Source organism: Halomonas sp. PA16-9, from assembly GCF_009728585.1.
GTDB classification, from domain to species: Bacteria; Pseudomonadota; Gammaproteobacteria; order Pseudomonadales; family Halomonadaceae; genus Vreelandella; species Vreelandella titanicae.
The window spans coordinates 2,222,427-2,235,586 of sequence record NZ_CP040451.1 but is presented as its reverse complement, the minus strand read 5'-3'; the positions used below and the strand labels follow the sequence as shown (position 1 = coordinate 2,235,586).

The window sequence follows — 13,160 nt, the reverse complement described above, 5'->3', positions numbered from 1 at the left end:
TCTAAGGCTTAGAGATTTGTCATGACGCATCCCGCTATTCAACTCCCCGCGCTGATTGCCCACCGCGGCTACTCCGCCGCTGCCCCTGAAAACACCCTCGCCGCGGTGCGCGCCGCCTATGAAGCGGGAGCCACATGGGTAGAGCTGGATGTGCAGCTACTGGGTGATGGCACCCCGGTGATTTGGCACGACGGCGATGTAGCACGCTGCTCAAACGGACGGGGCGGACTCGCCTCCATGAGCTGGGCGAAGGCGCAAACCCTGGATGCCGGGGCTTGGTTTGACGATCGTTTTGCGGGTGAGAAGATGCCTAGCCTCAGCGAGATGTTGGCACTGCTTAACGAGCTGGAAATGGGCGCCAATATGGAAATCAAGGTCAACAAAGGCCGCGACCCCATCGCGCTGGTGGAACGCGCGCTGCCGGAAATGCTCGACACTCTCCCCCCCGAGCGCTTGATTATCTCCTCCTTCAATGCCGCGGCTCTTGGCCACTGCCGTCAATTTGCCAGCAAAGAACGGCTGCCCTGGGTGTACTGTTCGGTAGCGTGCCCAAAAGTTGGCGTGAGCAGTGCGAGGCCATTGAGGCTTTTAGCGTGCACCCCCACTGGCCGCGTTTGAAGCGCGCCCAAGCCGAAGCTATGCAGCGCGATGGCTATCAAATATTGTGCTATACCGCCAATGACCCCAGTGCCTTTCATAGCCGCTGGGAGTGGGGCATCGGCAGTGTCATCACCGATGAACCCGCCGCGTTCAAGCGCTTTTTAGACAGCCATTGATAAACTCTAACAACTTATAAGTTCACACACTGACAAGGAGTCCACCGTGAAGTACCTAGGAGCCCATGTGAGCGCCGCTGGCGGCGCAGACCAAGCCGTGCAGCGAGCAGTGGAAATCGGTGCGGATGCGTTTGCGCTATTCACCAAAAATCAGCGTCAATGGAAAGGTAAACCGCTCACCGATGAGGCGATTCAAGCCTTTCGCGATGCCTGTGCCGAGCACAACTTTTCTGCAGAGCAGATTTTGCCCCACGACAGCTATCTGATTAATCTGGGTCACCCCGAGCAGGAAGGGCTGCGCAAATCCCGCGATGCGTTTCTGGATGAGATGCAGCGCTGCGAGCAGTTGGGCTGACGCTGCTTAATTTTCACCCTGGCAGCCATTTGAACAAAATCAGCGAAAGCGACTGCTTAAAGCGTATTGCAGAATCCGTTAACGAAGCGCTAACGCATACCCAAGGCGTTACCGCAGTCATTGAAAATACCGCTGGCCAAGGCACTAACCTGGGTTGGCGCTTCGAGCATTTGGCCGAGATCATTGCCCACGTGGACGATAAAACTCGCGTGGGGGTTGTATTGACACCTGCCACGCCTTTGCGGCGGGCTATGATCTACGCACGACAGAGGCCACCCAAGCAACGCTTGATGAGCTAGACAGCGTGGTCGGCTTTGAGTATCTGCGCGGTATGCATTTAAACGATGCCAAAAGCAACCTTGCCAGCCGCGTGGATCGCCACCATAGCCTGGGCAAAGGCAATATTGGCCTACCTGCCTTTACCACCATCATGCAGGAACCACGGATTAACGGCATTCCAATGATACTGGAGACCATCGAACCCGAGATATGGGCCGATGAAATAGCTTGGCTACGCGCTCAAGCCTCCTGAAGTGGATACAAAGAGTCAGCCTACGATTCAGCGGTTTTTGCACGCCCGGTAATGCTTGCCTACGCTTAAACTCCTTTACCCAAGCCCAGCCTACGTAAGGAGTGTGCAATGAGCGATACCGATCTTGGCAGTTTAGATGCCCAGACCCTAGCTCACTTGTTTGCAAGCCGAGAGGCCTCCCCGCTAGAAGCGACTCGTGTCGCTCTTGATCGAATCGAGCGCTTCAACCCAGACGTTAACGCCTATGTGTATGTAGATGCTGAAGGTGCGGAATCGGCGGCCAAAGCCTCGGCGCGGCGCTGGGGCAAGGCAAGCCGCTAAGCCCCATCGACGGGGTGCCGGTATCGCTTAAAGACCTGACCCAAGTGGCAGGCATGCCCTGCCGAGAAGGCTCGTTAACCTCTTCTGAAGCGCTATGTGACACCGATGCGCCACCCGCACGCATGCTGCGTGAAGCAGGCGCCGTCATTTTAGGTAAAACCAACACGCCCGAATTTGGCTGGAAAGCCGTGACCGATAACCGTGTCTTCGGTGCCACGGCTAACCCCTGGGATACTCGGTTAACCCCCGGCGGTTCTTCCGGCGGGGCCGCCGCTGCTGCGGCACTCAATATGGGGGTACTGCACCAGGGCGGCGACTCCGGCGGATCCATACGTATCCCCGCGGCGTTCACCGGTGTTTTTGGCTTCAAACCCACATTTGGCTGGACGCCCCAATGGCCTCCAGCTAAAGAACCCAGCCTATCGCACCTGGGGCCGTTAACGCGCACCGTGCGGGATGCGGTTAGCATGCTCAATGTGATGGGCCGTTACGACTACCGTGACCCTTACGCCACCCGCGGGCAGCCCGAGTGCTGGGGGATGGATTTGGATAAAGGTTTAACCGGACTACGGATTGGCTACTCGGCTGATCTTGGCTACGCCAAGGTAGATCCACAGGTTGCCGAACGCGTGCGAGAAGCAGCCGGCAGACTGGAGGCGTTGGGCGCTGAAATCGTCGAAGTGCATCCCGGCTTTTCGTCACCGCTGGATACCTTCCGTAAGCTGTGGTTTACCGCCTCTTTAGAGCAGTGGTCACAAATGGATGATCACCAGCGTACGCTGCTGGATCCCGGCATGGTGGCCAATGCCCGTGAGGCCGAACCCTGGAAAGCCGTTGAACTGTTTCGTGCCTTGGCAGATCGTGCGGAGTTAACCCAGCTCCTGGAGCACTTTAACCAAGAGTATCATCTACTGATGACCCCCTCGGTGGCGATACCGCCGTTTGAAATTAACCAGGAAGTTCCCCTCAGCAGCGATATGCGGGACTGGGAAGAGTGGGCGCCCTTTAGCTATCCTTTTAACCTTAGCCAGCAGCCCGCCGCGTCAGTGCCCTGTGGTTTTACCGATAACGGTTTACCGGTGGGTTTTCAGCTTGCGGGTGGCAAGTATGATGATGTGCGGGTACTGCGTGCCTGCCACGCCTACATGGAAGCGCACCCGCCGCGCTTTCCCAGCGTACCCAACCCTCCCCAGTATGCTTAAACACTTGCACGACATGAAAAAACCCAGCCAAGCGTGACACATGGCTGGGTTTTAGCGATCAATAGCGAACGTTACATCGCTGAGAGTTTCTCTTGGTCTAACACGCCCGACATACGCACCATGGCCAACGCTTCATCCAAGCTGCTCACCTCCTCGATCATGACCAACTCGCTCTCTAAGCTCACCGGCTGACCAGCTGTTTCAGAGAGCAATTTTTCCAGGGAAGCCACATCCATAGCGTCGTCTAAGTGGTGAACATCTACTGAGGCGCTGTTGCGGCCCGGCAGATAGATGGTGCCATTAGAGAAATCCACGGCGTAGGCAATCACTCCGGGTACAATAAAAAACAGCAAACCGACCCCATTGGCGACAGCAATAACCGGATCAATATCACCGCTCAATTGCCCTTTACGCTCAGGGTGAAAAAGCGTACCACAACCACTCAATGACACGATGGAAACGCCAACCACGGCGCCAGTCAACCAGCGACGAACTGCTTGATGCATGAAGGTTCCCTCAAATACAAAAGTAACGATAGTCGATATAGCGTATTGCGCTTGCGTTTTTGCCGACTATCGCGCCACAAAACTCGATCAGTTTAGCACAGCCATCCAAAAGCATAGATCATTTGAACATAAGCACTATTTTGCCGCTTTAACCGCTAGACCGTACAATGTCCCCATTCAACGCTTCCAAGCACTTTTTCAAGAACCCAGCTTTCAAGAACCAGGTTTTCAACAACCCTGTTTTCAAAAACCTAAGGAATGCTCACGCCCATGCGCGCCAGCCAATTACTGATTGCCACTCTCAAAGAAACCCCGGCTGACGCCGAAGTCATTAGCCACCAGCTAATGCTCCGTGCCGGGATGATTCGCCGTTTAACCTCAGGGCTATACACCTGGCTGCCACTTGGCCTGCGCACCCTGCGTAAAGTGGAAGCCATTGTGCGCGAAGAGATGAACCGTGCCGGTGCTCAAGAGGTACTGATGCCCGCCGTGCAGCCCGCTGAGCTTTGGCAGGAGTCTGGCCGTTGGGAGCAGTATGGCCCCGAGCTGTTACGCCTGAAAGATCGCCACGACCGCGACTACTGCGTCGGCCCGACCCACGAAGAAGTGATCACCGACCTGGTGCGCAAAGAGATTGCCAGCTATAAACAGCTGCCGGTCAATTTCTATCAGATTCAGACCAAGTTCCGTGACGAGATTCGCCCACGCTTTGGGGTAATGCGCTCCCGCGAGTTCATCATGAAGGATGCTTACTCCTTCCACCTGGATGAAGCCTCGCTGAAGCAGACCTACCAGGATATGTATGATGCTTACACACGCATTTTCACGCGACTAGGCCTCGACTTTCGCCCGGTAATTGCCGACAACGGCTCTATCGGCGGCACCGGCTCCCATGAATTCCACGTACTGGCCGACTCGGGCGAAGACGATATCGTATTCTCCAACGCCTCCGACTACGCCGCAAACATGGAAAAGGCCGAAGCCTTGCCTGCCCCGGTGGGCAGCGACATACAGCGCGAAGCACCTACCCAAGAGATGCATCTGGTAGACACACCTAATGCCAAGACCATCGCCGCCCTGGTTGAGCAGTTTGATCTGCCGATCGAGAAAACGGTCAAGACCCTCATCGTACGTGCCGCTGAAGGTGGCCTGATTGCCCTATTGGTGCGCGGTGATCATGAGCTGAACGAGGTAAAAGCAGAGAACCTTCCCCAAGTGGCGGCCCCGCTGACCATGGGCAGCGAAGAAGAAATTCGCGCAGCAGTTGGTGCAGGCTTTGGCTCGCTTGGCCCGGTGAACCTTGATATGCCCATTATTGCCGACCGCAGCGTTGCCCTGATGAGCGACTTTGGCGCGGGTGCCAATATTGAAGGCAAACACTATTTCGGCATTAACTGGGAGCGTGATGTTGCCCTTCCCGAGGTGGCCGACCTACGCAATGTGGTGGAAGGCGACCCTTCTCCCGACGGTCAAGGCACGCTCTCTATCAAGCGCGGCATCGAGGTTGGCCACGTCTTCCAGCTTGGCCAAAAGTACTCCCAGGCCATGAACGCCAACGTACTGGGCGACAACGGCAAAACCAGCCATCCTTGGATGGGTTGCTACGGCATCGGCGTGACCCGTGTGGTCGCCGCGGCCATTGAGCAGAACCACGATGAATCCGGCATTATCTGGCCTAACGCTATTGCGCCCTTCCAGGTGGCACTGGTGCCGATGAATGCACACAAATCCCAGCGTGTTCGCGAAGAGTCTGAACGTCTTTACCAAGCACTCACCGCCGCTGGCTTAGACGTCTTGCTGGATGACCGAGACACCCGGCCCGGCGTTAAATTTGCCGACTTGGAGCTGATGGGCGTTCCTCACCGCCTGGTAATCGGCGACCGCGGCCTGGACAACGGCGAACTGGAATATAAAGGACGTCGGGATAGCGAAGCCACCATGGTGCCTGCGGATCAAATCATCGACTTTTTGCGTGAGAAAGCTAGCTAAGGCAGTAACGCTGAGCGGCGCTGGGCTTGTAGAGACAAGCCCAGTGGCGTGAACGTATGGGCACGCCGCTAGCGCGTTTTATTGGTGATGACGTGCAGCGCCAGACGCAGCCTGGGAGAAACCTGGTACCCAGAGCGCGTCATGTATGCCTGGCGGGACACTTGGCGCCAGCCAGCATTGCGTTAAGCACTATCCTGCCCATCTAATCGGTAAAAGCTAACGTGGTCACTGGTGCGAGTGCCACAGCACCTAATAAAACAAAAGCAAAGTTAAGGATAAATCCACAAGTGTTGGCTTACCGTTAAGCCAAAGGCATGACTTTCTTGCATAATCCATCCACTATTAGGCTTAACACTTTGCCAGCTTAATGCGGGATGCCAATCTGAATGCCAACACAACAACGTAGCCCTTTTAGTGGCTTTTTCAGCGTATTTACTGCCCCGTTTTTTGTAGTGGCAATCACATCCCTACTTGTCTCCACCGCTAATGCTGCCCAGGTAACGGTGCGTAGTGTTGAAGGTCAACTGCTTGAGGACGCAGTGGTTGAGGTCTATTACGACACCTCAGCAGGAAATCCACCCCAACAAGAGAGTATCTACCAGCGCGATGCCGCCTTTCACCCCAAGGTGCTAACCGTATCGACCGACAGCTATGTGGCATTTCCTAACCAAGATACGACTCGCCATCACGTCTACTCTTTTTCACCGGCCAAAACCTTTGATTTAAATCTCTACCTGCAAGAAACCCCACCACCAGTTCAATTCGACCGAGCGGGCATTGTCGTCTTGGGGTGCAATATTCACGACCATATGCAGGCCTTTATTGTCGTTAGCGACGCTCCCTATATGGCCACAACGGCTGCCGAAGGCACGCTTTTGCTGCCTACTCTGCCGCCAGGTGAGCATCGTGTGCGGATTTGGCACCCTCAACTTGATGACAGCCAACAAGTCTGGTGGGAAGGCGTCATTACCGATACCGACCAATTAAACGTCAGCTTGAAACTCAATGCGCTGCCACCCCCAGCGCCAACACTCTCCCCACTTCAGCAGCGATTTAAAGATGCCACCTAAGCCCCTATCAGTGTTCAGGAGATCGCGATCCGCCACTTAGTGAGGTTGCTATGCGCTTTAGAACGCGCCTGATGCTCGTGCTACTGACAGTGGTGATTGTCTCGCAACTCGCCACCGGGGTGGCGTTTCTTCGTGCGACCCAAAACGACGTCATTGCAAAAGGCTCCCAACGTTTAGAAGTGGGTGCCAATGTATTGGAACAACTGCTGGACGCACGCGGTGAGCAGTTAGCTAATAACGTCGCCATTCTTGCCGATGACTTCGGTTTTAAAAGCGCCGTTTCCACCCAGGACACCGATACGCTCTACTCCGTATTGGCCAACCATGGTGATCGAGCCAAGGCGGATATCGTGTTACTCAGCGGCCTGGATGGGCGTATTTTGGCAAGCAGCCATCACGCGCAAAATAGCCCCATGCCTTTCCCGCAGTTGTTCGATCGAGCCAGCCAAGAAGGCGAAGCTGTTAGCGTCGTCATCGCCGAAGGGCAGCCGTACGAGTTTGCCCTGCTGCCAGTGCGTGCCCCCAACCTGATTGGCTGGGTGGGTATGGGCTTTTTAATCAATGAAGCGGTCACGGAAGAGATTAATGCATTAACCGGGTTGGACATCAGCGTAGTCAACTATCGCGACAACGGCGAGATCAGCTACCTTGCCAGTTCTCATCCCGAGCAACTGGCCCTGGAATTAATGAGCGGGCGTGACGATGAGCTAATCGAAGGTGAATATGCCTTACACAGCCAGATGACGCCGGATGCCGAGTACCTGACCTACGCGTCTCAGCTCTATTCCGATGACGTCAACCAGACCTATGCGTTGTTACAACTCTCACGCAACGAGCTGCTTGGCGCTTACCGCTCGCTGCAGTGGCAACTGCTGGGAATCATTGCTTTGATCCTGCTGTTTACCGTGCTGATTGCTATGTGGAGCGCCCGGAGTATGAGCAAACCGTTAATGGAGTTGGCGAAGGCGGCACAGCGCATTGGTCGCGGCGAACGTTTTACCGAGCTACCCATTGGTAGTGAGCGAAGTGAAACGGGGCTTTTGGCGTCGACACTGATCGCCATGCAGGAAGGCATCGCTCAGCGCGAGGCGACGCTTCATCACCAGTCTCGCCACGACCTCCTTACCGACCTGCCCAACCGCATCAGCACCCAAGAAGATATTAGCCTTTTGATCAAACGCGGTGAGCCTTTTACCTTGCTTCGCCTGGCGATTAACAACTTTCGCGACATCAACGACACCTTCGGCTATGCGCTGGGGGATCACGTGCTAGTCACACTGGCCAAGCGCTTGCAGCACTTTGATGGCTCTGAGAGCACTGCCTACCGACTGGATGGCGATGAATTACTGCTACTCGTCAAGCAGTCGAGAAGCGACTTTGCCTGGCGAACCCGCCTTTTTACAACGCTGCACCACCCTATCGACCTTGATAAATTCCCTATCACGCCGTCACTCTCGGCGGGCGAAACTAATTACCCCGACCATGGCGACAGCCCTCAACTGCTGCTGCGGCGTGCCGACATCGCACTCGATATGGCGCGTCGCCACCGTCACGCCCATCAACGCTATTTGGAAGGACAGGATGAGCATCATTTACGCCAGCTCACCTTGATTCGAGACCTACAGGACGCGGTGGGCAACGGTGAGCTGTGGATGGCCTACCAGCCCAAAGTAAACACACGTAACGGCCGTGTCGATCAGTGCGAAGCGTTGATGCGCTGGCGTCACCCGTCGTTAGGTTTTGTGCCACCCGATGAGTTTATTAGCTTGGCCGAGCGTTCGGGAAGCATCAGCATGCTAAGCCACTGGATGTTAGCCAATGTCTGCGCTCAACTGCATGCTTGGCAGCAGCATGGTTACCACTTATCGGTAGCGGTTAATCTCTCCGCCAGTGATGTGGTGGATCGCCAATTAGCTGCTTATTTGGCTAGCCTGCTTGAGCGCTATCGTCTTGCCCCTGCCCGCCTGAGTATCGAAGTCACTGAAAGTGCCGTTATGCAGGACGTTGATGCCGCCATGGCCACGTTGATGGAGCTCAACCAACTAGGGCTGCGTATCGCGATTGACGATTACGGCACCGGCTACTCTTCCCTAGCGCAAATCAAACGCTTGCCCGTGGATGAACTCAAGATCGATAAATCGTTCGTGTTGGCCATTGATTCCCAAAAAGATGACTTGACGATTGTCAGCTCGACCATCGAAATGGGCCACAGCTTAGGACTGCGCTTAGTGGCCGAAGGCGTCGAGAATCGCGCCAGCGCCGAGCTGTTAAGCAAGCTTGGCTGTGACTTTTTACAGGGCTATTGGATTGCTAAACCAATGCCAGCTGATGAACTCCCCGCATGGTTGGATAATTTTACGCCGCTCTCCTTGCCCCACCCGATGTCTTCCTTACTAAAGGCGTTCCAGAGAAAGCCATGATGTTATTTCAATCTATGTTTTCACCATCCAGTTCACCCTTTCGGCACTTTTTTTTCAGCTGCCTTGCGGTCTGTTTAGCGCTTGCGGCCATGCCCTCCTATGCCGGTAGCCGTATTGTAAGTACGGGCGGAGTGAGTGCTATTGAAGGGGCCGCGGGGGGTGGCTTATCGCCTTGGGCAGTGCTGGCCAGCACCGCCAGCGAACAGGAAATCGGCGTCACTGCCGCCGCTACCCATGCCTGGGTGGACGATTATCGGCTAACAGTGACCGGCGCAAGCCTGATTGTTTATGACCGTATTGAAGTCTCAGTGGCGCGTCAAACGCTTGATCTAGACACCCTGGGTGGCGAGCTAGGCCAGGATATTTACGGTGCTAAGGTGCGCTTGCTCGGTGATGTGCTCTATCACCCTTGGGGCATTTGGAGTGTTGGGATGCAACATAAACGACTGGTTGATGGCACCATTCCCACCGCCCTCGGTGCCGATAAAACAAGCGGTACCGATATGTATCTTAGCGCCAGCAAGTTGCTGTTTAGCGCTGTTGCCGGGCGCAATGTGCTATTCAACGCCACCCTGCGCAATACCAATGCCAACCAGGGCGGTCTGCTTGGCTTTGGCGGCGATCAGAGTAGCCGCTCGTGGATGGCCGAGGGGAGCGTGGGCGTTTTTATTACCCCGCAATGGGTTGTCGGTGCAGAGTATCGTCAGAAACCCGATAACCTAAGCGTAGCTAAAGAGGATGATTGGCAAAGTCTCTACAGTGCCTACTTCTTCAATAAGCACTTATCACTCACGGGCGCGTGGTTGAACTTAGGCGACATTGCCGGCCTACCTTCCCAACGCGGCGGCTATCTTTCACTTCAGGCAGCTTTCTAAGCGGGGCGCTATGAGCTTTCCACACAAATGCAAGCGGACACACCGTGGTTTAATAACGGTTACTTTTGCAACAATCGCAATTACGCTCGCAGGCTGCACTCATCAGTCAGCCACTCAATCAACAACGCTTTACGAACGGCTTGGCGGTCAGGGCACTATCGACACGGTGGTCGAGAATCTCTTATACCGAATTGCGGATGATCCCGAAGTAGTGTTTTTTGCTAACACCAATATCGATTTATTTGCTGAATCCCTGGCCAGCCAGCTATGCGATGTAAGCGATGGCCCCTGCCACTATGAAGGCCCGCCGATGGATCGTGCTCATCAACATATGGGGCTAACAGATGCGCATTTTAATCGCTTGGTGGAACATCTCGATGCGGCTATGCAGGCGGAGGGTATTGCCCTTGGCGCACGTAATGAACTGCTGGGCAGACTCGCCCCTATGTACACAGACGTTATGCGTCTTCAGTAACCTGCCAACCGTCACGGCCCATCGCTTTTACCCGGTAGAGTGCTTTGTCGGCGGCTTCGTAAGCGTAGGGAAACGTTGCTTCATCGGCTACAAAACAGCTCCCGCCAACGCTTAACGTCACGCCTTTTTTATCCGGATGGGCAGAGTGGGCAAAATCAGCTTCCCGCAGCCCTTCAATTAGCTGACGACAGTAACGCTTCAGCGTGTCAGTGTTCGGGCAGTGAAGTAGTGCCGCGAACTCATCGCCTCCCAAGCGGTAGAGCTGCGCTTCATCATTCAGCGTTTCACCAATCAATGTGGCCAATTGGCGCAAAAGAGTATCGCCTTGCGGATGTCCATAGGCATCGTTGTACTGTTTAAAAAAGTCGATATCGACCAGAATCAGCCCTAACGATTGATGCTGCTTCGCCAACACATCCTGGTGTAAAGCGCTGCGATTGCCAATCCCGGTGAGCGGGTCGCGCATGGCACGCTGCATCCACTCGAAGGTCTCTTGGGTGGCGCGATCTGCGCGTCTTAGCTGGCGCTCATGGAGCCACCAAAACGCCAATCCCATCACAAAGATCAATAAACTGGAGTAAGTCAGCACCTGACGATGCTGACGGGTGCTTTCGGAAAAATCGTTAATCGCTGCGCCCCGACGATCAAGCTGATCCATCTCAATATGGGTTAAGCATTGAATCGGTGCGAACAACGCCATCGCCGCAGCGATACGGTCAATGCCCCGCGCCACGAGCAGCGCCACCAGCCGATCCAACTCCTTCAAACTAGGCTCAACGCAGGTATATTCACGCCGATAAATGTGCACATCGGCTAAGCCGTAGGCCAGGTCAATATCCAAGGCTGCGGCATCCAGCGCATCTTGCTCTGCCTGGTCACTCAATAGCTCGGATTGGGCATTTTGTAGGTAGACCCGTGCCCGAGTAGAAAGCTGCTGACCTGTAAGGCTCCCCGTCTGGCTGAAATAAGCCTGTATTTCGGGGTATACCCAGCGCGATTCATAAACAATCAACACCATAAGTGCCAAAAAGCTCATTAAGCTCAATGATAACCACGTAAAATAGCGGTGCTGGCGAGCTAAAGGCCGGGGACGAACTGTGGGCTGCGCGACGGGCCTAGTTTTGGATGTCACCACTTCGCCTCTATGCTACGAATCATCCAGATCCAGTCATTGAACTCACGCAGGTTTTCTACGTCGCGATCACCCTTGCCCTGATTATTGTAGTCACGCTCTACCAGCCGCACAGGGCCTCGCGTACGGATGGTGAGCGGATCGCCATCCTCAGAGCTAATCAGGTACCAGTTAGGGTCGTCCCACCCTTCTAAGGTAACCTCGTAGTCGTCCCAAGCGGTAAAGTGAAGCGCCGGGGGCACTTCGCCAAACTGTTCAATCAGAAAGGTGCGAAACTCGACGCCCTGCATCTCCACATCGCGCCCTTGATAGGGGTCATAGAGTGTAAACGTCGTATCAGACATGTCGTGCAAGTCACTTAAAGCGACCTTTTGAGTGACATCGCCGTTGATCATATTTACTGCCTGGGCAAAGGCAGTCGCGGGAAGTATTATGCCCACGACAATTAACGCGCACGCTAACCGATCACGTACACGACCCCACGGGCTGTGGTGTAAGGCAACTGCGTTCATGACAAAGCATCCTAGTGTAGTCATTGCTTCAATGGACTTTACCAGAGCACGCCTTGCATTGCTCATTAACGCACGCTATGCGATTGCAACTTTTCAGCACATTTCAGGCAAAAAAAGCCAGCCCATGGTGGGCTGGCAACAGGAGGTTTACTGCGATAGCAACCCCCCTCCCCTGACAAGGTTTACATGAGGTGGGAAAGCTACTTTTTACGCTCATCTTTACGTAGATGATCACGAATCACGAAGCCCACCCACCCCAGCATAAAAACGATTACTAACGCGACGGTCACTAAGCCGAAAATAACTGTGTCATCCCAATACATGGTGAATCCCCCCGCCGTGATGTATGCGTTCATACTAGTCACTCAACGGCAGAAGAATGCTGACCTAGATCAAGTTACGGCAGGCGGGGGAAGGCGGTTAAACAGGAAATTGATACTGATCAATTTTTGGGCGTGATTAGCACTACAGCACCTTGCGGTCTTCGACTTTACTGTGTTCGGTACCTGGTGGTAACGGATGGCCTTTGGCTAATTCTGCACGGGTAGCTTCGCGTACGTCTAAAATGGTGACTTTATAGTTCAGCGTGCGCCCGGCCAGGGGGTGATTGGTATCGACGGTGACGCGGTCGCCATCGACTTTGAGTACCGTAACAATTTGCGGCCCGGCTTCGCCCTCAGTTTGAAAGCGGCTGCCCGGTTCCAACTCAGCGTTACCAAAAGAGCCACGGCTGACTTCCTGAACCAGATCTTCGTTACGCACACCGTAGGCATCTGCGGGCATTAGTTGAACGCTAAGCTCGGCGCCAACGATTTGACCTGCTAGCGCACTCTCCAACCCTGGCACGATATTGTCGTGACCATGCAAATACTCTAGCGGCTTATTGCGCGCTTGGGAGTCATCCAATACCTGCTTGCTGCCATCGTTGAGCACGTCGCTGAGGACATAGTGCAAGATAACTACCTGATGCGCCGTAATCGACATGGAAAACTCCT

Annotated in this window: 13 protein-coding genes and 2 pseudogenes; 10 read left to right on the top strand and 5 right to left on the bottom strand. The window is 54.7% G+C overall.

The window, feature by feature from the left end:
- Positions 1 to 21 precede the first annotated feature (21 nt).
- From FDY98_RS10315 to FDY98_RS10305, 4 genes and pseudogenes are all read left to right on the top strand, one after another.
- Positions 22 to 776: pseudogene (locus FDY98_RS10315) on the top strand (glycerophosphodiester phosphodiesterase family protein).
- A 46-nt stretch (positions 777 to 822) separates the two neighbouring features.
- Positions 823 to 1,663 (top strand): annotated as a pseudogene (gene nfo, locus FDY98_RS10310) (deoxyribonuclease IV).
- Between the two features lie 108 nt (positions 1,664 to 1,771).
- Entirely contained in the window at positions 1,772 to 1,984 is a 213-nt protein-coding gene (locus tag FDY98_RS27720; RefSeq protein ID WP_340146471.1) for a hypothetical protein, read from the top strand.
- A 14-nt stretch (positions 1,985 to 1,998) separates the two neighbouring features.
- The gene (locus tag FDY98_RS10305; RefSeq protein WP_340146470.1) at positions 1,999 to 3,186 is read left to right on the top strand and encodes an amidase; all 1,188 of its coding nucleotides are present in this window, start codon (positions 1,999 to 2,001) and stop codon (positions 3,184 to 3,186) included.
- 71 nt (positions 3,187 to 3,257) lie between these two features.
- Here FDY98_RS10305 and FDY98_RS10300 read toward each other — a convergent pair whose 3' ends face one another.
- Positions 3,258 to 3,692 carry a hypothetical protein gene (locus FDY98_RS10300; protein WP_009286505.1) on the bottom strand — a complete coding sequence of 145 codons (435 nt, stop codon included), beginning with the start codon at positions 3,690 to 3,692 and terminating at the stop codon, positions 3,258 to 3,260.
- A 270-nt stretch (positions 3,693 to 3,962) separates the two neighbouring features.
- Between FDY98_RS10300 and FDY98_RS10295 the strand changes: the two genes are divergently transcribed.
- The 6 genes from FDY98_RS10295 to FDY98_RS10270 all read left to right on the top strand — a co-directional run bounded on the left by FDY98_RS10295 (position 3,963) and on the right by FDY98_RS10270 (position 10,521).
- Positions 3,963 to 5,681: a proline--tRNA ligase gene (locus tag FDY98_RS10295; RefSeq protein ID WP_027959226.1), complete on the top strand. Its 1,719-nt coding sequence runs from the start codon at positions 3,963 to 3,965 to the stop codon at positions 5,679 to 5,681.
- A 56-nt stretch (positions 5,682 to 5,737) separates the two neighbouring features.
- A complete protein-coding gene (locus FDY98_RS10290; protein WP_155705810.1) occupies positions 5,738 to 5,887 on the top strand; it encodes a hypothetical protein in 150 nt (49 codons plus the stop codon).
- Positions 5,888 to 6,067: 180 nt separating this feature from the next.
- Complete coding sequence (locus tag FDY98_RS10285; protein ID WP_009286503.1) at positions 6,068 to 6,751, top strand: Cupredoxin; 684 nt, start codon at positions 6,068 to 6,070, stop codon at positions 6,749 to 6,751.
- A gap of 50 nt (positions 6,752 to 6,801) precedes the next feature.
- Positions 6,802 to 9,171 (top strand): bifunctional diguanylate cyclase/phosphodiesterase, encoded by a 2,370-nt coding sequence (locus tag FDY98_RS10280; protein ID WP_027959225.1) that lies wholly within the window; start codon positions 6,802 to 6,804, stop codon positions 9,169 to 9,171.
- The gene (locus FDY98_RS10275; protein ID WP_231500668.1) at positions 9,168 to 10,046 is read left to right on the top strand and encodes a DUF3034 family protein; all 879 of its coding nucleotides are present in this window, start codon (positions 9,168 to 9,170) and stop codon (positions 10,044 to 10,046) included. The genes FDY98_RS10280 and FDY98_RS10275 overlap by 4 nt, the downstream gene beginning before the upstream one ends.
- Positions 10,047 to 10,056: 10 nt before the next feature.
- Complete coding sequence (locus FDY98_RS10270) at positions 10,057 to 10,521, top strand: group I truncated hemoglobin (protein WP_155705809.1); 465 nt, start codon at positions 10,057 to 10,059, stop codon at positions 10,519 to 10,521.
- Here the strand turns inward: FDY98_RS10270 and FDY98_RS10265 are convergent.
- The 4 genes from FDY98_RS10265 to FDY98_RS10250 all read right to left on the bottom strand — a co-directional run bounded on the left by FDY98_RS10265 (position 10,505) and on the right by FDY98_RS10250 (position 13,149).
- Entirely contained in the window at positions 10,505 to 11,557 is a 1,053-nt protein-coding gene (locus FDY98_RS10265) for a GGDEF domain-containing protein (RefSeq protein WP_027959222.1), read from the bottom strand. The genes FDY98_RS10270 and FDY98_RS10265 overlap by 17 nt on opposite strands.
- Positions 11,558 to 11,649: 92 nt before the next feature.
- Positions 11,650 to 12,165 carry a hypothetical protein gene (locus FDY98_RS27715; protein WP_022523727.1) on the bottom strand — a complete coding sequence of 172 codons (516 nt, stop codon included), beginning with the start codon at positions 12,163 to 12,165 and terminating at the stop codon, positions 11,650 to 11,652.
- A 200-nt stretch (positions 12,166 to 12,365) separates the two neighbouring features.
- On the bottom strand, positions 12,366 to 12,521 hold the full coding sequence (gene ccoM / locus FDY98_RS10255) for a cytochrome c oxidase subunit CcoM (protein ID WP_022523728.1): 156 nt from the start codon (positions 12,519 to 12,521) through the stop codon (positions 12,366 to 12,368).
- A 109-nt stretch (positions 12,522 to 12,630) separates the two neighbouring features.
- Entirely contained in the window at positions 12,631 to 13,149 is a 519-nt protein-coding gene (locus tag FDY98_RS10250) for an FKBP-type peptidyl-prolyl cis-trans isomerase (RefSeq protein ID WP_027959221.1), read from the bottom strand.
- Between the last annotated feature and the right edge of the window lie 11 nt (positions 13,150 to 13,160).

Excerpts from the sequence above, each read along its gene's own strand:
- FDY98_RS27720 (WP_340146471.1), top strand. The coding sequence starts at position 1,772 with ATGAGCGATACCGATCTTGGCAGTTTAGATGCCCAGACCCTAGCTCAC.
- FDY98_RS10300 (WP_009286505.1), bottom strand. The coding sequence starts at position 3,692 with ATGCATCAAGCAGTTCGTCGCTGGTTGACTGGCGCCGTGGTTGGCGTT.
- FDY98_RS10295 (WP_027959226.1), top strand. The coding sequence starts at position 3,963 with ATGCGCGCCAGCCAATTACTGATTGCCACTCTCAAAGAAACCCCGGCT.
- FDY98_RS10290 (WP_155705810.1), top strand. The coding sequence starts at position 5,738 with ATGGGCACGCCGCTAGCGCGTTTTATTGGTGATGACGTGCAGCGCCAG.
- FDY98_RS10285 (WP_009286503.1), top strand. The coding sequence starts at position 6,068 with ATGCCAACACAACAACGTAGCCCTTTTAGTGGCTTTTTCAGCGTATTT.
- FDY98_RS10280 (WP_027959225.1), top strand. The coding sequence starts at position 6,802 with ATGCGCTTTAGAACGCGCCTGATGCTCGTGCTACTGACAGTGGTGATT.
- FDY98_RS10275 (WP_231500668.1), top strand. The coding sequence starts at position 9,168 with ATGATGTTATTTCAATCTATGTTTTCACCATCCAGTTCACCCTTTCGG.
- FDY98_RS10270 (WP_155705809.1), top strand. The coding sequence starts at position 10,057 with ATGAGCTTTCCACACAAATGCAAGCGGACACACCGTGGTTTAATAACG.
- FDY98_RS10265 (WP_027959222.1), bottom strand. The coding sequence starts at position 11,557 with ATGAGCTTTTTGGCACTTATGGTGTTGATTGTTTATGAATCGCGCTGG.
- FDY98_RS27715 (WP_022523727.1), bottom strand. The coding sequence starts at position 12,165 with ATGAACGCAGTTGCCTTACACCACAGCCCGTGGGGTCGTGTACGTGAT.
- ccoM (WP_022523728.1), bottom strand. The coding sequence starts at position 12,521 with ATGAACGCATACATCACGGCGGGGGGATTCACCATGTATTGGGATGAC.
- FDY98_RS10250 (WP_027959221.1), bottom strand. The coding sequence starts at position 13,149 with ATGTCGATTACGGCGCATCAGGTAGTTATCTTGCACTATGTCCTCAGC.